Genomic DNA, 18,527 nt, shown 5'->3' on the forward strand with positions numbered 1-18,527 from the left:
GAAGCCGTAACGACCCGTCCCTTCTCGTTCGGCGGCACTTGGGTGGCGCCCCGAGGACCATGGAGACGCGCGGGAATGACGGAACAGTTCGACCTGCTGGTCGTGGGTGGCGGCATCAACGGGGCCGGGATCGCGCGCGATGCGTCGGGCAGGGGCCTGTCGGTCCTGCTCTGCGAGAAGGACGACCTGGCGGCGCACACCTCGTCCTGGTCGTCCAAGCTGATCCATGGCGGCCTGCGCTATCTCGAATATTACGAGTTCCGTCTGGTCCGCGAGGCGCTGATCGAGCGCGAGGTGCTCTTGCGCGCAGCCCCCATGATGGTGCGGCCGCTGCGCTTCGTCCTGCCGCACAGCCCCGAGCAGCGCCCGGCCTGGCTGGTACGCCTGGGCCTGTTCCTCTACGACCATCTGGGCGGCCGCAAGATCCTGCCGGCGTCCGGCAAGGCGCCCCTGGGCGACACCCCGGAGGGGCGGCCGCTCCAGGACTGGGTGAGCCAGGCCTTCTATTATTCCGACGCCCAGGTCGACGACAGCCGGCTGGTGGTGCTGAACGCCCTGGCCGCGCGCGAGCAGGGCGCCCGGATCCTGACCCGGACCCGCTGCCGGAAGGCGCGACGCGAGGGCGGCCTGTGGGTCGCCGAGCTGGAGGACACCCGCAGCGGCGAGGTGCGCACCGTGAAGGCCCGCGCCCTGGTGAACGCCGCCGGCCCCTGGGTGTCGCATTTCCTCCAGGACGATCTGGCGCTCGACACCAAGAGCCGCGTCCGCCTGGTCAAGGGCTCGCACATCGTCACCCGGCGCCTGCACGACGGCGACCACGCCTACATCCTGCAGAACCACGACAACCGGATCGTGTTCGTGATCCCGTGGCTGGGCGAGTTCAGCCTGATCGGCACCACCGACATCCCCTACGAGGGCGCGCCCCAGGACGTGCGGATCTCGCCGGAGGAGACCCGCTACCTGCTGGACGTGGTGAACCGCTACTTCAAGAAGCCGGTCGCCGAGAGCGACATCGTCTGGTCCTATGCCGGCGTCCGCCCGCTCTACGACGACGCCTCGGCCAACCCGTCGGCAGTGACCCGCGACTACACCTTCGACCTGAACGTCCCGGATCGCCAGGCGCCGCTTTTGTCGATCTTCGGCGGCAAGATCACCACCTACCGCAAGCTCGCCGAGCACGCCGTGCAGAAGCTGGCGCCGCATCTGGGCGTTACGAAAGGCGACTGGACCGCAGGCGTGCCCCTGCCGGGCGGCGGCTTCGACGATCCCGCTCGTTACGCCGAAACGCTTCGCCACAAGCGCCCCTGGCTGCCCGAAAGGCTCGCCCGCCGGCTGGTCGCCGCCTACGGCACCCGCGCCGAAGCCCTGCTCGACGGCGCAAACGGCCTGGACGATCTCGGCCCCTGCTACGGCGCGGATCTCTACGAGGCCGAGGTCCGCTTCCTGATCGATGAGGAATGGGCGACCAGCGCCCAGGACATCCTGTGGCGGCGCTCCAAGCTGGGGCTGGTCGTGGGCGAGGATTGCGTGCAGCGTCTGGAGGAGAGGATCGGCCGCAAGGCGCCGGAACGGGAGGTGGACGCCGCATGAGCCTGACGCTCGCCGGGATCGAGAAGACGGTGGGCGGCGACGTCCACCTGCACCGCACCGATGCCGAACTCGCTCCCGGCCTGCATGTGCTCCTGGGTCCCACCGGCAGCGGCAAGACCTCGCTGATGCGGCTGATGGCCGGGCTGGACCCGGTCAGCCGCGGCAGGATCCTCCAGAACGGCCGCGACATGACCGGGGTGCCGGTGCGCCGGCGCAGCATCGCCTTCGTCTACCAGCAATTCATCAACTACCCCTCGCTCACGATCTACGAGAACATTGCCTCGCCCCTGCGCCTGTCCGGCCGGGACAAGGCGGCGGTCGACCGCAAGGTCCGCGAGACCGCCGGGCTTCTGCACATCGACCACCTGCTCGACCGGCTGCCGGCGGAACTGTCCGGCGGCCAGCAGCAGCGCACCGCGATCGCCCGCGCCCTGGTCAAGGACGCCGACCTGCTGCTGCTCGACGAGCCGCTGGTCAACCTGGACTACAAGCTGCGCGAGGAGCTGCGCGCCGAATTGCGCGCGCTGTTCGAGCGCCGCGACGCGGTGGTGGTGTATTCCACCACCGAGCCGGTCGAGGCGCTGACCATGGGCGGCTCGGTTTTGGTGATGCATGAGGGCCGCGTGCTGCAGTCCGGCCCGACCAGCGAGGTCTACCACCACCCAGGCTCGGAGGCGGTCGCCAGCGTGTTCAGCGACCCGCCGATGAACATGGTGAGCGTCCAGGTGCGCCGGAAGGTGGCGCACTTCCCGCAGGGTCTGGAGCTGCCCCTGGCCGGCCATCTGGAAGCGCTGCCCGACGGCGCCTACCGGTTCGGGATCCGCGCGCTGCATCTGGGCCTGCGCGGCCAGCCCGGCCAGCCCTCCTTCCAGGCGACCGTGGAGCTGGCCGACATCTCCGGCTCGGAGACCTTCCTGCATGTCCATGCCATGGACCAGGACTGGGTGCTGCAGGAGGAGGGCGTCCATGTGCACCGGCTGGGCGAGACGGTGACGGTTTTCCTGGATCCGGCCCGGATCCATGCGTTCGGCCCCGACGGGATGGTGCGCGCCGCCCCGGTGCGCAGCCGGGTGGGAGGCTGAGGCGATGGCCAGGATCACGCTCGCCGGGCTCGGCCACGCTTATCGCCCGGACCCCAAGGACGACGCGGACTACGCGCTGCAGCCGATGGACTTCGCCTTCGAGGACGGCGGCGCCTATGCGCTGCTGGGTCCCTCGGGCTGCGGCAAGACAACCCTGCTCAACATCATCAGCGGCCTCCTGCGGCCCTCCCACGGCCAGGTCCTGTTCAACAACAGCGACGTCACCACGAAGTCGCCGGGCGAGCGCAACATCGCCCAGGTGTTCCAGTTCCCGGTCGTCTACGACACGATGAGCGTCTACGACAATCTGGCCTTCCCGCTGCGCAACCGCGGCGTCGACGAGGCCGCGGTGAAGGACAAGGTCGACGAGGTCGCCGAGATGCTGGAGCTGGGGCCGGAGCTGCGCCGGCCCGCCCGGGGCCTTGGCGCCGACGCCAAGCAGAAGATCTCGCTGGGCCGCGGCCTGGTCCGCCCGGACGTGGCGGCGATCCTGTTCGACGAGCCGCTGACCGTGATCGACCCGCACCTGAAATGGCTCCTGCGCCGCAAGCTCAAGCAGGTCCACGAACGCTACCGCCGCACCCTGGTCTACGTGACCCACGACCAGAACGAGGCGCTGACCTTTGCCGAGAAGATCGTGGTGATGCATGCCGGCCGGGTGATGCAGGTCGGCACGCCGCAGGAACTGTTCGAGCGCCCGGCGCACCGCTTCGTCGGCTGGTTCATCGGCTCGCCCGGCATGAACTTCATCCCGCTGGAGCGCACCGGCACGGGTCTCCGGATCCGCTCGCTGGAGGTGGAACTGAGCGGCGACTGGATTGGCCCGGCCGCGGCCGGCGGCGGCGCGGTGGAGATCGGCATCCGGCCCGAGCACCTGCAGATCGGCGCGAGCCCGGGCGCGGACCGGCTGCCGGTCGAGGTCGAGCGGGTCGAGGACCTGGGCAACTACGCCCTGGTGACCGCCCGGCTGGGCGACAACCGGGTGATGGCCAAGGTCGCCGAGGACGCGCCGGTGGCGACCGGGCCGGCCTACGCCCTGTTCCCGCCGGAATGGAGCAGGATCTACGTGGACGGCCGGCTGGTGCACTGACGGGACGGGGGTCGTGATGGGCAAGATCGAGAACAACAGAGCCTGGCTTCTGGTCCTGCCGGTGTTCATGATCGTCGCCATCTCGGCGATCATTCCGCTGATGACCGTGGTCAACTACGCCTTCCAGGACATCTTCAGTCCCCAGGACCGCTACTGGGTCGGCACCGAGTGGTTCGAGCGGGTGCTGGGCGACGAGGACCTGCACGGCGCGCTCCTGCGCCAGTTCGTGTTCAGCTTCGTGATCCTGCTGATCGAGATCCCGCTGGGCATCGGCCTGGCGCTGCTGATGCCGGCCCGCGGCTGGAAGGCGTCCCTGGCGCTGGTGCTGATGGCGCTGCCGCTGCTGATCCCGTGGAACGTGGTCGGCACGATCTGGCAGGTGTTCGCCCGCGGCGACATCGGCCTGGCCGGCTGGGCGATCAACAGCGTCGGGATCCCCTACAACTACACTTCCGACCCGCTGGCCGCGTGGCTGACCATCGTGGTGATGGATGTCTGGCACTGGACGCCGCTGGTCGTGCTGCTCTGCTATGCCGGCCTGCGCGCCATCCCCGACGCCTACTACCAGGCAGCCGCCATCGACGGTGCCTCAGCCTGGAAGGTGTTCCGCTACATCGAGCTGCCCAAGATGCGCGGCGTCCTGCTGATCGCGGTGCTGCTGCGCTTCATGGACAGCTTCATGATCTACACCGAGCCGTTCGTCGTCACCGGCGGCGGGCCTGGCAACGCCACCACCTTCTTGTCGATCCACCTGACCAAGATCGCGATCGGCCAGATGGACCTCGGTCCGGCGGCGGCGATCTCGATCATCTACTTCCTGATCATCCTCACGCTCAGCTTCGTGTTCTACAACGTGATGGTCCGCATGGGCGCTGGAGACCGGTCATGAGGGGCAAGGGCATCTGGCTGGTCGTCTACTTCCTGTTCCTGCTGGTGCCGATCTACTGGCTGGTCAACATGTCGCTGAAGACCAACAGCGAGATCCTGGGCAGCCTGACCCTCTATCCGCACGCGCCGACGCTGGACAATTACCGGACGATCTTTACCGACCCGTCCTGGTACATGGGCTACGTCAACTCGCTGATCTACGTGGCGATGAACACTGCGATCAGTCTGGCGGTGGCCCTGCCCGCCGCCTACGCCTTCTCGCGCTTCCGCTTCATCGGCGACAAGCACGTGTTCTTCTGGCTGCTGACCAACCGGATGGCGCCGCCGGCGGTGTTCCTGCTGCCGTTCTTCCAGCTCTACCAGGCGATGGGCCTGTTCGACACGCACATCGCCGTGGCGCTGGCGCACTGCCTGTTCAACGTGCCGCTGGCGGTGTGGATCCTGGAAGGGTTCATGTCCGGGGTACCGAAGGAAATCGACGAGACCGCCTATATCGACGGCTACTCGTTCCCGCGCTTCTTCCTCCGCATCTTCCTGCCGCTGATCAAGTCCGGGATCGGCGTCACTGCGTTCTTCTGCTTCATGTTCTCCTGGGTGGAGCTGCTGCTGGCGCGCACGCTGACCGCGACCAACGCCAAGCCGATCGCATCCACCATGACCCGCACCGTGTCGGCGGCGGGCATGGACTGGGGGCTGCTCGCCGCGGCGGGCGTGCTGACCATCGTGCCGGGCGCGCTGGTGATCTGGTTCGTGCGCAACTACATGGCCAAGGGCTTCGCCCTGGGCCGGGTGTGAGGAGGCCCAGATGGAGGCGCTGTCCACCCTGTTCCGCTCGATGGCCTGGACGATGCCGGTCGCCATCTTCTTCGCCGCGATCGCGGCGATGCTCCTGGTGATGACGCTGTGGCAGTTCGCCCGGCCCACCGTGGAGCGCAAGGGCTTCCTGCCGATGACCACCACCCGCGGCGACCGGCTGTTCATCGGCCTGCTCGGCGGGGCCTGGATCCATCTGGCCTGGCTGGCGCTGGTCGCCCTGCCCTTGTGGTGGGCGTCGATCGTGGCAGTCTTGTGGTTCGCGCTCGTGCTGCGCTTCGGCTGACAGCGCGAAAACTCCGCCGGGACCAGTTCCCGGACCGGCGGGCATCGCTTCGATGACGGGAACGTCGACAAGAGACGGGGAGGTCTCGAATGACGAAATGGCATCTGGGCCGGCGGCGGTTCCTGAGCGGCACGGCGATGGCCGGCGCGGCGCTCGCCATGCCCGGCATCATCCGGGCGAACGCGGCCGACGCGACGATCAACAAGTGGATCGACGAGTTCCAGCCCTCGACGCTGACCCGCGACCAGCAGATCGAGGAGCTGACCTGGTTCCAGAAGGCCGCCGAGCCGTTCAAGGGCCAGTCCTTCAAGATCGTCTCCGAGACCATTGATACCCACGTCTACGAATCGCAGACGATGGCGAAGGCGTTTTCCGAGATCACGGGCATGAACATGACCCATGACCTCATCCAGGAAGGCGACGTGATCGAGAAGCTGCAGACCCAGATGCAGTCCGATCAGAACATCTACGACGCCTACATCAACGACTCCGACCTGATCGGCACCCATTTCCGCTACCAGAAGGTGGTGCCGCTCACCGACTGGATGGAGGGCGAGGGCAAGGACGTCACGTTGCCCACCCTCGACGTCGACGACTTCATGGGCAAGTCGTTCACCACCGCCCCGGACGGCAAGCTCTACCAGCTGCCCGACCAGCAGTTCGCGAACCTGTACTGGTTCCGCTACGACTGGTTCAACGACCCGCAGATGAAGGAGGAGTTCCAGAAGGTCAAAGGCTACGAGCTGGGCGTGCCGGTCAACTGGTCGGCCTACGAGGACATCGCGGACTTCTTCACCAATCATGTGAAGGAAGTCGACGGCCAGCGCATCTTCGGCCACATGGACTATGGCAAGAAGGACCCGTCGCTGGGCTGGCGGTTCACCGATGCCTGGCTGTCCATGGCCGGCATGTCGGATGTCGGCATCCCGAACGGCCTGCCGGTCGACGAGTGGGGCATCCGCATGGAAGGCTGCCGCCCGGTGGGCTCCTCGGTGTCCCGCGGCGGCGGCACCAACGGCCCGGCCGCGGTCTACGCCACCCAGAAATACATCGACTGGCTGAAGGCCTACGCCCCGCCGGAAGCGCAGGGCATGACCTTCTCCGAGGCCGGCCCGGTGCCGGGCCAGGGTGCGATCGCCCAGCAGATCTTCTGGTACACCGCGTTCACCGCCGCCTCCACCAAGGAAGGCCTGCCGGTGATGAACCCGGACGGCACGCCCAAGTGGCGCATGGCGCCCTCGCCGCACGGTGCCTACTGGAAGGAGGGCATGAAGCTCGGCTACCAGGACGTCGGCAGCTGGACGCTGATGACCTCGACCCCGGTCGACCGGCGCAAGGCCGCCTGGCTCTACGCGCAGTTCTGCGTGGCCAAGTGCACCTCGCTCAAGAAGACCCATGTCGGCCTGACCCCGATCCGCGACAGCGACATCCGCCACGAGAGCTTCACCGAGCGGGCGCCCAAGCTGGCCGGCCTGGTCGAGTTCTACCGCAGCCCGGCGCGCGTCGCCTGGTCGCCCACCGGCAACAACGTGCCGGACTACCCCAAGCTCGCCCAGCTCTGGTGGGCCAACGTCGCCGAGGCGGTCGGCGGCGAGAAGACCGCCCAGGAGGCGATGGACAACCTGGCCAAGCAGCAGGACGACGTGCTGCGCCGCCTGGAGCGCGCCGGGATCGGCGGCGATTGCGCGCCCAAGCTGAACCCGGAGGTCGATCCGGAGGAGTGGTACGCCAAGGCCGACGCCACCGGCGGCGAGCCCAAGCGCAAGCTAGAGAACGAGAACCCGCAGGGCTCCACCGTCAACTACGACCTGCTCCTGCAGGCCTGGGAGGACGGCAAGGTCATGCCGGACAACATCAAGGGCTGACCTTTCCCCGGTGTACGGGACGCGGACCGGAAGCCATCCAGCTTCCGGTCCCTTCGTCCGTCGATCTCCGGAATGGAGAAACCTGTCTTCATGTAATCTTTAAGTTGACAATGATGGCGGCAGATCGGCCATCTAGGGCATAGTTCGGCTACCAGAATGATGATGGCCACGATCGCTGCGACGGGCATCGAATCGACCGCGGCTCCCTGGGATGAGAAATCCTCCCCCGGCGATGCCGCCCGCCTGCTGGTGGTCATCGAACCGGCCGGGGGATCGATTGCCCGGCTGGGCGACCTGCTGGACCATCTTCCGGCCCAGAGCGGGATAGCCTGGCTGCTGCTGGTGCCGCCCTGGCTGGAGATCCGCCCGGAGCAGACCCTTTCCTGGCGCTCCGCCCTGCACGCCCTACGCGACCAGGAGATCATCCGGCCGGACGTCCTGTCGAGCTTCGCCGACCCGGAGGAAATCGCGATCGAAGCCGGCTGCTGGCTGCGACACAGCCGCAGGACCCGGCGCAACGACCGGCCGGACTTCCTGGCGACGATGCCGGCCGGGATGCGGATCGCCCATCTGCTGGTCGGGTCCGCCGCGGCGCGGGATGGCAGCCGGCTGGCCCGCGCGGTGCGCGAGGCCGGCGGCCTGTCCGGCTGGGAGGATGGCGGGATGCTGCGCGTCGCCGGCGAGCATGGCGTGGTCGCCAGCCTGCCGCTCACGGCGGTGGGCGACTGGCTGGCCCGGGAATGGGGTGCCGGCGAAGAAGCGATGTTCCGCCCCGGCCTCTACGAGGGGGCCGGCACGCCCTGGCAGGCCACGGTCGATCCGGCGACGGTCAGTCAGACGACCCTGGAGCGGCTGGCCGGGCGGCAGGGCATGTCGGCCTGCCTGATCGATTCGGACGACCGGCTGCAGCGCGTGTTCGGCGACCATCTGTTTCTCGGCTCGAACCAGGGGGGCAGGCCGATCTCCTCCCTGCCGGAATCCATGCACGCCCCGGTGGCCGAGGTCCTGGAGGCGACCCGCCGCAGCGGGGCGGTGCAGCGCCTGCTGCAGCTGCCGTTCGATGATCCGAACGCCACCATCCGCTTCGTCGACATGGTGTTCGCGCCGCTGGAATCGCCCGAGGCCAGCCGTCCGCATGTCCTGGTCCTGGCAGTCCCCTCGCACCGCGTCACGCCCCCGCCCGACGGCCTGCCCGGCCTGCTCTCGCCGGTCGGCGCCGAGGAGGCCCGCAGCGCCGAGCTTGCCGGCCAGCTCAGCGCCTCGCGCCTCTACCTCAAGGCCGCGGTGGAGCGGCTGGAGCTGGGCAACGCCCGGCTGCAGACCGCGTTCGACGACCTCAAGGAGGCCCATGCCGAGCTGGAGGCCTATGCGGCCGACCTGCAGGCGCTCACCGAGGAGCTGGTGCGGGTCGACCGCGCCCACCGCCAGAAGATCACCGAGCTGGAGCAGCTCACCGGCGACATCACCGGCCTGCTCGACGCGATCGATGTCGGCGTGGTGTTCGTCGACATGGACCTGAGGGTGCGGCGCTGCGCGCCGATCGCGGCCCGGATGCTGCGCCTGGACGACCCGGCGGAAGGCCGGCTCCTGTCCGAGGTCATGGCCGGGCTGGGCGGGGTCGACCTGGTCCCGATGATCTCGCAGACGCTGCGCGAAGGCAGCCCGGCCGAGGTCGAGATCAGCGCCTGGGGCGGCAGCCGCTGCCTGGTCAGGGTCCTCGCCCATCAGGGCGGCCAGGGCGGAATCACCGGCGCGGTGGTCACGCTGATCGACGTCACCGCGTATCGCGAGGCGGAGGCCGGCCGGGCCGCCTCCGAGGAGCGCTGGCGGCGGCTGGTCGACACCGCGCCCGACGCGATCCTCATGCACGAGGCCGGGGTGATCGGCCTGGCCAACCGCTCGGCCCTGCGGATCCTGGCCACCAGCTCCGCGGACGACCTGATCGGGCGCCGGCTGATGGAGCTGATCGCCCCGGAGGGCCGGACCGCGGTGGAGCGGCAGCTTGCCCAGGCGGCTGCCGAGGGCATCGTCGCCGAGCCGGCCTCCACCGCGATCATGACCCTGACCGGCCGGCGCATCGAGGTGGAGATCACCACCTCGGCGCTCAGCGACGACAGCCGGCAGGCCTTCCAGACCGTGCTGCGCGACGTCACCGACCGGCGCCGGGCGGAGGCCGAGATCAAGCGCCTGGTCCACCATGACGGGCTGACCGGCCTGCCCAACCGCACCCTGCTGCTCGACCGGCTGGAGACCGCGATGGCGCGCGCCACTCGCGACGGCCGCCACGGCGCGCTCATGCTGCTCGACCTCGACCAGTTCAAGGACGTCAACGACACGCTGGGCCATCCCGCCGGCGACCGGCTCCTGCAGATCGTGGCCCGCCGCCTGCGCTCCACCCTGCGCAGCACCGACACGCTGGCCAGGCTCGGCGGCGACGAGTTCGCGATCGTGCAGACCGACCTTGCCGCCAATGGCGGGGCGAGCGGCGCGGCGATCCTGGCGCAGAAGGCGCTGGATGCGATCGCCGAGCCGATCACCATCGACGACCACGACCTGTTCATCACCTCGTCCCTGGGCGTGACCCTGTTCCCGGTGGACGCCAACGGCGCCGACCAGCTCATCAAGAACGCCGACCTGGCGCTCTACCGGGCCAAGGCCGAGGGCGGCCACCGCTTCCAGTTCTTCCTGGAGCAGATGAACGCCGAGGTGCTGCAGAAGAAGTCGCTGGAACGCGAGTTGCGGCGCGCCATTGAGCGCGGCGAGCTGTCGCTCGTGTACCAGCCGCAATACCCGGCCGAGGGCGGCCGGCCGCTCGGCGCCGAGGCGCTGGTGCGCTGGACCCATCCCGAGCGCGGCCCGATCCCGCCCAAGACCTTCATCCCGGTCGCCGAATCCACCGGCCTGATCCGCGCGCTCGGCCGCTGGGTGCTGGAGGAAGCCTGCCGGGCGATCCGGCGCAGCGTCGATGCCGGCCAGGAGATCGGGATCGGGGTGAACCTGTCGGCGGCGCAGCTCCGCCACGGCGACTTCGTGGCCCATCTGCACAAGCTGCTGCTGGACACCGGGGTGCGCCCGGACCTTCTGGAGATCGAGATCACCGAAAGCCTGCTGTTCGAGCCCTCCAACGATTCCATCGCCGAGATGCTGCGCCGGATCGCGCATCTGGGCGTGCGGCTCGCGGTGGACGATTTCGGCACCGGCTACAGCTCGCTCGCCTACCTGAAGCGCTTCCCGGTCCACAAGATCAAGATCGACCAGTCCTTTGTCCGCGACATCGGCCGGGACAGCGACGACGACATGATCGTGGCGGCGATGGTCAACCTCGCCCACAGCCTGGGCAAGCGGGTGATCGCCGAGGGCGTGGAGACCGAGCGCCAGCTCCAGTTCCTGCGCGGGCTCGGCTGCGACGAGGTGCAGGGCTACGTGCTGGCCCGGCCGATGCCCGAGGCCGACCTCGCCCGGCTGCTGGCCGCCGGTTGAGCGGATGGGGGATGCTCCGCCCTTTACGCTTCCGGTTCCAGCCCCTACGCAGCAGCGAGCGATCCGGCAGCTCGGGGATGCAGGATGACGACGCTCGTGATCGATGTCGGCGGCAACAACGTCAAGTTGCGTCGCGAGGGAGACCAAGAACGTCGCAAGACGCCCAGCGGCGCGGATTACCGGCCGGAGCAGCTGATCGAGGACGTGGCCCGGCTGACCCAGGACTGGACGTTCACCCGGATCTCGATGGGCTGTCCGGGGCCCGTCGCCGACAACAGGATCGTCCGGCCCCTGGTCAATCTCGGCCCCGGCTGGACCGAGTTCGACTTTTCGGCGGCCTTCGGCAAGCCGGTGCGGATGGTCAACGACGCGGTGATGCAGGCGATCGGGTCCTACAACGGCGGCAAGATGCTGTTCCTGGGCCTGGGCACCGGGCTCGGCAACACGCTGATCGTCGACGGCACGGTGATCGGCATGGAGCTGGGCCACCTGCCCTACCGCAAGGACCGAACCTACGAGGACTATGTCGGCAATCGCGGCCTGGAGCAGCGCGGCCGGCCGCGCTGGGAGGGCCATGTGCACCGGGTCGTCCAGCTGTTCCGCGAAGCCTTCGTGGTCGACGACGTGGTTTTGGGCGGCGGCAACGCGCGCAAGCTCAAGAAGCTGCCCGAGGGCTGCCGGTTCGGCGACAACGACAACGCCTTCATCGGCGGTTTCCGGCTGTGGGACGACCAGGCGTGAGGGGGGCGGGCCCGGCGGCGCTGGCAGCGGCCTGCCTGTTCCTGGCGGCCTGCGCGGCCGGAGATCCGGCCGCGTCCCCGCAGACGGGGCAGCCGGGCCTCCTGAAGGAGAGCGCTCGCCAGCCGGCCGAACGGGCGGCCCGCACCCTGGAGGCGATGAAAAACGATCCGGAAGCGCTGCTGCGGCTCTGCCTCGAGAGCTACCAGGCCGCGCAGGCCTCCGGCCCGGAATGGCATCTGGTGAAGCCCGCAAAGGTCGGGATGACCAGCCTCTCCAGCGCCGCCACCGACCCGGCCCTGCGCCGGGACAACCCGGACGGCTGGGTCGACCGGGGCGAATTGCGCAGCGAGATCATGGACGCCGACGACGATCCCGCCACCGCCCGCTGCCTGCTCTGCCGCTTCGACTTCGAGGATAACCGCAGCGACCCGCTGACCCTGTTCGGCGTGGACACCACCGGCCGCTGCAGCTGACCCGGAAGCGCGGCCCGGCGCGTCAGGCCGGGCACCAGCCCGGCCGGCGCCGGCGCGGCCTTGCATAGGCTTCCAGCCGCTCGCTCGGCCAGCGGGCGATCTCGGCCAGTTCGCCCGGCAGCGTGCCCGGCAGGCGCTCGCCCTGCGGCAGCATCGCCCTGGCCGCGCTGGCCGGGTCGACGCCCGGGGCCAGCGACATCAGCCAGGCCAGCAGCACCTCGCGGGCGGAAAAGCCCTGCTCCTGGACGAGCGCGCTGCGCAAAAGCCCGGTCGGGTCGGCCTGCTCCGCCGACAGGAGGGCAATCGAATCCGGCGATGATCTCGGCATGGTCCACCTCCAGCCGGGGCACCCCGCCCGGCGAACTACGGCATCACGGTCGGATGGCAGGTATCCCGGCTCGCGGGTCGACACCGTCCACTCCGCCTTCCCAGGACCAGGTCCCAGTGGCACGGGTTGAGTGGCGGCTCGCCGCTTACGGTTGCGGGGGCAGCGCCGGCATCGCACCGGCTTCCCTTGGACCCGGGTCGCCCCGGGTACCATCCGGCACCGATGGTGGGCCTTCCCCGCTGCCCTGTCAAAGCCGACCTGCTAGAAGCCGGACAGGGCAGCCGCGCCGGCGCAGGAGACGGGCATGGAATTTGGCGGTTCGATCGTGGTGCTGGTGATCCTGGCGGTCGTGATCGTCCTGATCCTGATGGGGGTGCGCTCGGTCAGCCAGGGCGAGGAATGGACCGTGGAGCGCTTCGGCCGCTACACCCGCACCCTCTCGCCCGGCCTGAACCTGATCCTGCCCCTGATCGACCGGATCGGCGCCAGGCTCAGCGTGATGGAGCAGGTCCTGGACGTGCCCTCCCAGGAGGTGATCACCCGCGACAACGCGATGGTCACCGCCGACGGCGTGGTGTTCTACCAGGTGCTGGACGTGGCGCGCGCCGCCTACGAGGTCGCCGACCTGCGCAACGCCATCCTCAACCTGACCATGACCAACATCCGCACGGTGATGGGCTCGCTCGACCTGGACGAGGTCTTGAGCAAGCGCGACGTGATCAACACCCGCCTGCTCTCGATCGTCGACGAGGCGACCCAGCCCTGGGGGGTCAAGGTCACCCGGATCGAGATCAAGGACATCCGCCCGCCGGCCGACCTGGTCAACAGCATGGCAAGGCAGATGAAGGCCGAGCGGGAGAAGCGCGCCGCGATCCTGGAGGCGGAAGGGCTGCGCGCCGCGGCGATCCTGCGCGCCGAGGGCATGAAGCAGGCGGCGGTGCTGGAGGCCGAGGGCCGGCGCGACGCGGCGATGCGCGACGCCGAGGCGCGCGAGCGGCTGGGCCAGGCCGAGGCCGAGGCGACCCGGCTGCTGTCGGCGGCGATCGGCGAGGGCGGCGTGCAGGCGGCCAACTACTACGTCGCCCAGAAATACATCGAGGCGTTCGCCAAGTTCGCCAGCTCGCCCAACCAGAAGACCCTGATCCTGCCGATGGAGGCGACCGCGGCGATGGGCTCGCTCGCCGGCATCGCCGAGCTGGCAAGGGATGCCCTGGCGACGGACCGGCCCGCCCCCGCCGCGCCCTGGGGACCGCGCCCGGCCGAGGGCGGCTGACAAGGGAGCGCTTGGCGATGCAGGCATGGCAATGGCTGGTGCTGGGCGGGGTCCTGCTCCTGCTGGAGCTGGCGACGCCGGCGTTCTTCTTCGCCTGGCTGGCGCTCGGCGCCTTGGTCACCGCCGCCCTGGCCTGGCTGGTCCCGCAGCTGATCTGGCAGGTCCAGGCCCTGGTGTTCGCCCTGGCCGCGGGCGTCGCCGTGCTTGCCTGGTTCCGCTTCCGGCCAAGGCCGGCGCCCACCGCGGAGCCCGGGCTCAACCGCCGTGCCGCCGCCCTGATCGGCACCAGCCTCACCCTGGACCGCCCGATCGAGCATGGCCATGGCCGGGCCAGGGTCGGCGATTCCACCTGGCCCGTGCAGGGTCCGGATCTGCCCGCCGGCAGCCGGGTGGTGGTCCTGGCCGTGGACGGCAACCGGCTGCTGGTGGCGCCACCGAGCTGACAGCCGCCCCCGGCCGTCAGGCAAAAACCGCGCTGTTCCGGGAACGCCGGATAAGCTCACCGGCTTCTGACGGGGTGAAAGATACGGCAGGTCCCGGCCCCGTGCCCGCGTTGGCCTCGACCGGGATTGCTTGGTCCAAGGCTCGGGGCTCGGCGGGCGCCGAACGTGACGGCCATCACCCCGGAGCGGCCAGGAACATGGTGCGTTCCGTCCGGCCAGGGCCCGTGTTCAGGGATCGTCGAAGATGAAGTCTTCTCGGCCATCGTCGTTCAGCTTCCTGGCGGGCGGCGGGATCATGGCCGATCTCATCCGGCAGAAGGACTGGAGCGCCACCCCGCTCGGGCCGATCGAGACGTGGCCGTCGGCGCTGCGCACCTCGCTGGGCGTCAGCCTGCACTCCCGCTTCCCGGTCTGCATCTACTGGGGCCAGGAGATGCGGCTGCTGTACAACGACGCCTGGAGCTCGATCCCCGGCGACAAGCATCCCTGGGCGCTGGGCCGCCCGGCGCACGAGGCATGGCCGGACATCTGGGACGTGATCGGCCCGATGTTCAACCGGATCATGGACACCGGCGTCGCCGTCCACACCGAGGACGGCCTCCTGGCGATGCGCCGCCACGGCTACACCGAGGAATGCTACTTCAACTACAATGTCAGCCCGATCTATGGCGACGAGGGCGTGATCGGCCTGTTCAACGCGGTGATCGAGACGACCTATCAGGTTCTGGCCGAGCGTCGCTCCAGGCTGCTGCGCCAGCTGAGCGACAACACCCAGCAGGCCCGCAGCCTGCGCGAGGTCTGCACCCGCGCGGCCGAGGCCATCCGGACAGATCCGGCCGACCTGCCGTTCTGCCTGTTCTACCTCCTGGACGGGGACGGCCAGGCGCGGCTGGCCGCCTCGGCGGGCGTGGCCGCCGGCAGCGCCCTGGCTCCGGGGTCCCTGGATCCTTCCGGCCCCGACGGCTTCTGGTCGCTGGCCGCCGCCCGGGCGCAGCCGGACGGGGTGCTCGACCGGTTCGCGGAGCGGCGCGGCCAGCCTCTGGTGCTGGAGCCCTGGCCGGAGCCGGTGGAGCAGGCGCTGGTCCTGTCCATCCCCAACAGCGCCCGCAGCGACGAGCAGATCGGCTTCCTGGTCGCTGGCATCAGCCCCCGCCGCGCCCTGGACGATCCGTACCGGGCCTTCATCCACCACATCGCCGATCATGTCGCCGCCCGTCAGGCCGCGATGGAGGTGCTGGAGCAGGAGCGTCGCCAGAGCGAGCTTCTGGAGCGCCGGGTGGAGGAACGCACCCGCGAGCGCGACCGGATCTGGCGGGTCTCCCGCGACCTGCTGCTGGTGGCCGACGCGCAGGGGCGTTTCGTCGCGACCAACCCGGCCTGGCAGCTCCTGCTGGGCTGGAGCGAGGAGGAACTGCTCGGCAGGGATTCGGCATGGCTGAACCATCCGGACGACGTGGAGCCGACCCGCGCCGAGATCGCCCGGCTGGCCGCCGGCCACACCGCCTTCAACTTCGAGAACCGGTTCCGCCACAAGGACGGCCATTACCGCAGCTTCGCCTGGACGGCGGCGCTGGACGAGGGGCTGATCTATGCGGTCGCCCGCGACATCACCGACGAGAAGGCCGCGGCCGAGGCCCTGCAGGAAGTCCAGGACCAGCTGCGCCAGTCGCAGAAGATGGAGGCGATCGGCCAGCTCACCGGCGGGATCGCCCATGACTTCAACAACCTGCTGCAGGGCATCACCGGATCGCTCGACCTGGTGCAGCGCCGGATCGCCCAGGGCCGGACCGACGATGTCGGGCGCTTTCTGACCGGGGCGATGACCTCGGCCAACCGTGCCGCCGCGCTGACCCACCGGCTGCTGGCCTTCTCCCGCCGCCAGCCGCTCGACCCGCGCCCGCTGCAGGTGAACCCGCTGCTGGCCTCCATGGAGAACCTGATCCGGCGGACCATCGGCGAAGCGATCGAGCTGGAGCTGGTTCTGGCCGGCGGGCTGTGGCCCACGGTGTGCGACGCCAACCAGCTGGAGGCGGCGATCCTGAACCTGGTGATCAACGCCCGCGACGCGATGCCAAAGGGCGGCCGGCTGACCATCGAGACCTGCAATGTCGAGCTGGACGGCCGGTTCGCCGCCCATGGCCGCGGGGTCACGCCCGGCGACTATGTGGCGATCGCGGTCACCGACACCGGCTGCGGCATGGCGCCCGAGGTGGTGGAGCGCGCCTTCGATCCGTTCTTCACCACCAAGCCGATGGGCCAGGGCACCGGGCTCGGCCTCTCGATGATCTACGGCTTCGCCCGGCAGTCCGAGGGCTATGCCCGGATCTACAGCGAGATCGGGCGTGGCACCACGGTCAAGCTGTTCCTGCCGCGGCGCCAGGACGCCCAGGAGCCGCCCGAGGAGTCGCCCCACGAGCCCGCCCCGCCGGCCGACGTCGACCGCGGCGTCGTCCTGGTGGTGGAGGACGAGGCGATCGTGCGCGCCCTGGTGGTCGAGCTGCTGGGCGACATGGGCTTCCGGGTCCGCGAGTTCGCCGAGGCGCAGGGGGCGCTGGATCTCCTGCAGGGCGGCGAGCGGGTCGACCTGCTGGTCACCGATATCGGCCTGCCCGGCATGAACGGCCGCCAGCTGGCCGATGCGGCGCGGATGGCGCGGCCCGAGCTGAAGATCCTGTTCATGACCGGCTATGCCGAGAACGCCATGATCTCGTCCGGCTTCCTCACCGCCGGCATGGCGATGATCACCAAGCCGTTCGCCATGGAGGTCATGGCCAACCGCGTGCGCGAGATCATGAACGGCCAGCGCTGACGGGCCTGCCAGGTCAGCTGGCCGTCGGCACCGTCCGCCGCACCACCGCGCCCAGGCTCAGCCCCTGGACCACCACCGAGAACAGGACCACGCCGTAGGTCGCGTCCAGGATCAGGGCGCGGGCCGGCTCTTCGGTCGGCAGCGACAGGGCCAGCGCCACCGAGATGCCGCCGCGCACCGCTCCCCAGGTCAGCACCGGGATGGTGCCCGGGGTGAAGGTCTGCCAGCGCCGCAAGGCCAGGATCGGCACGCTCACCGAGACGAAGCGCGCCGCCACCACCAGCGGGATCGAGAGCAGCGCCAGCCAGCCGAAGGACGGGGTGAACTGCACCACCAGCACCTCCAGCCCGATCAGCAGGAACAGGACCGCGTTCAGGATGTCGTCGATCAGCGTCCAGAAGCCGAACACGTACTGCTTGGTGGTGTCGCTCATCGCCCGCTCCGCACCCCGGTTGCCGATCAGCACCCCCGCCACCACCACCGCGATCGGGCCGCTCATGTGCAGGGCGGTCGCCAGCGCGTAGGTGCCGGTGACCAGGGCCACCGAGATCATCACCTCGATCGAGTAGTCGTCGATTCCGCGCAGGCCACGGTAGGCGATGAAGCCGGCGACCAGGCCCAGCACCGCGCCGCCGCCGGCCTCCACCAGCACCAGTTCGGCCAGGTGGGCGGCCTCGAACGAGTCGTCGCCGCTGCCAAGCGCCGCCTGCAGCGCGATGGTGAACAGGACCACGCCGATGCCGTCGTTGAACAGGGATTCGCCGGCCATGTCGGTTTCCAGCGCATGGGGCACGTTGACCGCCTTGAGCGTGGAAAGCACCGCCACCGGGTCGGTCGGCGCGATCAGCGCGCCGAACACCAGCGCCCAGGCAAATCCCAGCTCCAGGCCGAGCAGGCCCGCCGCCAGCCACAGCCCGGTGGCCACCAGGAACATCGACATCACCACCCCGATCGTGGCGAGCAGGCCGACGCCCAACGCCCGGTTGCGCAGCCGCCCCAGGTCGACATGCAGCGCGCCGGCGAACAGGAGAAAGGCCAGCATCCCGTTCATGACCGTGTCGTAGAAGTCGATCTGCCGGATCGTCCCGGCCAGCGCCGCGTAGAGCTGGGTGCGCGGGAACAGCAGGTCGATGCCGATCAGCAGCAGCGACGCGCCCAGCCCCATCACCAGGAGCCCGATGCTCGCCGGCAGCCGCAGCACCCGGTGGTTGATGTAGGCGAACACCGCGGTCACCGTCAGCAAGGCCGCGATCAGTTGGAACAGCGAAAGCACCGGCGATTTTCCTGCTGGACGATGGAGGCGGATGGCCGACCGCCCCGTCCCGAACCGGCTGCCCCGAAGGCAGCTCTCGAAAACGGGAGCGTT

General features: G+C 69.6%; 15 protein-coding genes and 1 riboswitch. Of the genes, 13 read left to right on the plus strand and 2 right to left on the minus strand.

Features of this window, described 5'->3' with window-relative positions:
- Nucleotides 1-75 precede the first annotated feature (75 nt).
- The 10 genes from glpD (at nucleotide 76) to GEMRO_RS0105545 (ending at nucleotide 12,308) form a co-directional block, all read left to right on the plus strand.
- Complete coding sequence (gene glpD, locus GEMRO_RS27820) at nucleotides 76-1,590, plus strand: glycerol-3-phosphate dehydrogenase (RefSeq protein WP_035484791.1); 1,515 nt, start codon at nucleotides 76-78, stop codon at nucleotides 1,588-1,590.
- A complete protein-coding gene (locus GEMRO_RS0105505; protein ID WP_027133202.1) occupies nucleotides 1,587-2,672 on the plus strand; it encodes an ABC transporter ATP-binding protein in 1,086 nt (361 codons plus the stop codon). Before glpD ends, GEMRO_RS0105505 begins: the two co-directional genes overlap by 4 nt.
- Nucleotides 2,673-2,676: 4 nt before the next feature.
- On the plus strand, nucleotides 2,677-3,762 hold the full coding sequence (locus GEMRO_RS0105510) for an ABC transporter ATP-binding protein (protein ID WP_027133203.1): 1,086 nt from the start codon (nucleotides 2,677-2,679) through the stop codon (nucleotides 3,760-3,762).
- Between the two features lie 16 nt (nucleotides 3,763-3,778).
- Nucleotides 3,779-4,651 carry a carbohydrate ABC transporter permease gene (locus GEMRO_RS0105515; RefSeq protein ID WP_027133204.1) on the plus strand — a complete coding sequence of 291 codons (873 nt, stop codon included), beginning with the start codon at nucleotides 3,779-3,781 and terminating at the stop codon, nucleotides 4,649-4,651.
- On the plus strand, nucleotides 4,648-5,445 hold the full coding sequence (locus GEMRO_RS0105520; protein WP_027133205.1) for a carbohydrate ABC transporter permease: 798 nt from the start codon (nucleotides 4,648-4,650) through the stop codon (nucleotides 5,443-5,445). Before GEMRO_RS0105515 ends, GEMRO_RS0105520 begins: the two co-directional genes overlap by 4 nt.
- 10 nt (nucleotides 5,446-5,455) lie before the next feature.
- The gene (locus tag GEMRO_RS0105525) at nucleotides 5,456-5,749 is read left to right on the plus strand and encodes a DUF2160 domain-containing protein (RefSeq protein WP_240476605.1); all 294 of its coding nucleotides are present in this window, start codon (nucleotides 5,456-5,458) and stop codon (nucleotides 5,747-5,749) included.
- Between the two features lie 89 nt (nucleotides 5,750-5,838).
- Nucleotides 5,839-7,614 carry a carbohydrate ABC transporter substrate-binding protein gene (locus tag GEMRO_RS0105530; RefSeq protein ID WP_051328734.1) on the plus strand — a complete coding sequence of 592 codons (1,776 nt, stop codon included), beginning with the start codon at nucleotides 5,839-5,841 and terminating at the stop codon, nucleotides 7,612-7,614.
- A 162-nt stretch (nucleotides 7,615-7,776) separates the two neighbouring features.
- Complete coding sequence (locus GEMRO_RS32390; RefSeq protein WP_157505464.1) at nucleotides 7,777-11,094, plus strand: EAL domain-containing protein; 3,318 nt, start codon at nucleotides 7,777-7,779, stop codon at nucleotides 11,092-11,094.
- A gap of 84 nt (nucleotides 11,095-11,178) precedes the next feature.
- Nucleotides 11,179-11,835, plus strand: coding sequence for an ROK family protein (locus GEMRO_RS0105540; RefSeq protein ID WP_027133208.1), 657 nt, complete (start codon nucleotides 11,179-11,181; stop codon nucleotides 11,833-11,835).
- The gene (locus GEMRO_RS0105545) at nucleotides 11,832-12,308 is read left to right on the plus strand and encodes a hypothetical protein (protein ID WP_027133209.1); all 477 of its coding nucleotides are present in this window, start codon (nucleotides 11,832-11,834) and stop codon (nucleotides 12,306-12,308) included. The genes GEMRO_RS0105540 and GEMRO_RS0105545 overlap by 4 nt, the downstream gene beginning before the upstream one ends.
- A gap of 22 nt (nucleotides 12,309-12,330) precedes the next feature.
- Here the strand turns inward: GEMRO_RS0105545 and GEMRO_RS0105550 are convergent, their stop codons facing one another.
- Nucleotides 12,331-12,636, minus strand: a complete 306-nt coding sequence (locus GEMRO_RS0105550; RefSeq protein ID WP_027133210.1) for a hypothetical protein — start codon at nucleotides 12,634-12,636, stop codon at nucleotides 12,331-12,333.
- Nucleotides 12,637-12,674: 38 nt separating this feature from the next.
- A riboswitch (cobalamin riboswitch) is annotated at nucleotides 12,675-12,865 on the minus strand.
- Between the two features lie 75 nt (nucleotides 12,866-12,940).
- Here GEMRO_RS0105550 and GEMRO_RS27830 point away from each other — a divergent pair.
- The 3 genes from GEMRO_RS27830 to GEMRO_RS34840 all read left to right on the plus strand — a co-directional run bounded on the left by GEMRO_RS27830 (nucleotide 12,941) and on the right by GEMRO_RS34840 (nucleotide 17,161).
- Nucleotides 12,941-13,909: an SPFH domain-containing protein gene (locus GEMRO_RS27830; RefSeq protein ID WP_051328736.1), complete on the plus strand. Its 969-nt coding sequence runs from the start codon at nucleotides 12,941-12,943 to the stop codon at nucleotides 13,907-13,909.
- Between the two features lie 17 nt (nucleotides 13,910-13,926).
- Nucleotides 13,927-14,352, plus strand: a complete 426-nt coding sequence (locus GEMRO_RS0105560) for an NfeD family protein (protein ID WP_051328737.1) — start codon at nucleotides 13,927-13,929, stop codon at nucleotides 14,350-14,352.
- A 244-nt stretch (nucleotides 14,353-14,596) separates the two neighbouring features.
- Nucleotides 14,597-17,161 carry an ATP-binding protein gene (locus GEMRO_RS34840; RefSeq protein WP_027133211.1) on the plus strand — a complete coding sequence of 855 codons (2,565 nt, stop codon included), beginning with the start codon at nucleotides 14,597-14,599 and terminating at the stop codon, nucleotides 17,159-17,161.
- A gap of 13 nt (nucleotides 17,162-17,174) precedes the next feature.
- Here GEMRO_RS34840 and GEMRO_RS0105570 read toward each other — a convergent pair whose 3' ends face one another.
- Complete coding sequence (locus GEMRO_RS0105570) at nucleotides 17,175-18,434, minus strand: cation:proton antiporter (protein ID WP_027133212.1); 1,260 nt, start codon at nucleotides 18,432-18,434, stop codon at nucleotides 17,175-17,177.
- Nucleotides 18,435-18,527 lie beyond the last annotated feature (93 nt).

Source organism: Geminicoccus roseus DSM 18922 (assembly GCF_000427665.1).
Taxonomy (GTDB): Bacteria; Pseudomonadota; Alphaproteobacteria; order Geminicoccales; family Geminicoccaceae; genus Geminicoccus; species Geminicoccus roseus.

Coding starts and splice junctions, on each gene's coding strand:
- glpD (WP_035484791.1), top strand. CDS start 76: ATGACGGAACAGTTCGACCTGCTGGTCGTGGGTGGCGGCATCAACGGG.
- GEMRO_RS0105505 (WP_027133202.1), top strand. CDS start 1,587: ATGAGCCTGACGCTCGCCGGGATCGAGAAGACGGTGGGCGGCGACGTC.
- GEMRO_RS0105510 (WP_027133203.1), top strand. CDS start 2,677: ATGGCCAGGATCACGCTCGCCGGGCTCGGCCACGCTTATCGCCCGGAC.
- GEMRO_RS0105515 (WP_027133204.1), top strand. CDS start 3,779: ATGGGCAAGATCGAGAACAACAGAGCCTGGCTTCTGGTCCTGCCGGTG.
- GEMRO_RS0105520 (WP_027133205.1), top strand. CDS start 4,648: ATGAGGGGCAAGGGCATCTGGCTGGTCGTCTACTTCCTGTTCCTGCTG.
- GEMRO_RS0105525 (WP_240476605.1), top strand. CDS start 5,456: ATGGAGGCGCTGTCCACCCTGTTCCGCTCGATGGCCTGGACGATGCCG.
- GEMRO_RS0105530 (WP_051328734.1), top strand. CDS start 5,839: ATGACGAAATGGCATCTGGGCCGGCGGCGGTTCCTGAGCGGCACGGCG.
- GEMRO_RS32390 (WP_157505464.1), top strand. CDS start 7,777: ATGGCCACGATCGCTGCGACGGGCATCGAATCGACCGCGGCTCCCTGG.
- GEMRO_RS0105540 (WP_027133208.1), top strand. CDS start 11,179: ATGACGACGCTCGTGATCGATGTCGGCGGCAACAACGTCAAGTTGCGT.
- GEMRO_RS0105550 (WP_027133210.1), bottom strand. CDS start 12,636: ATGCCGAGATCATCGCCGGATTCGATTGCCCTCCTGTCGGCGGAGCAG.
- GEMRO_RS27830 (WP_051328736.1), top strand. CDS start 12,941: ATGGAATTTGGCGGTTCGATCGTGGTGCTGGTGATCCTGGCGGTCGTG.
- GEMRO_RS0105560 (WP_051328737.1), top strand. CDS start 13,927: ATGCAGGCATGGCAATGGCTGGTGCTGGGCGGGGTCCTGCTCCTGCTG.
- GEMRO_RS34840 (WP_027133211.1), top strand. CDS start 14,597: ATGAAGTCTTCTCGGCCATCGTCGTTCAGCTTCCTGGCGGGCGGCGGG.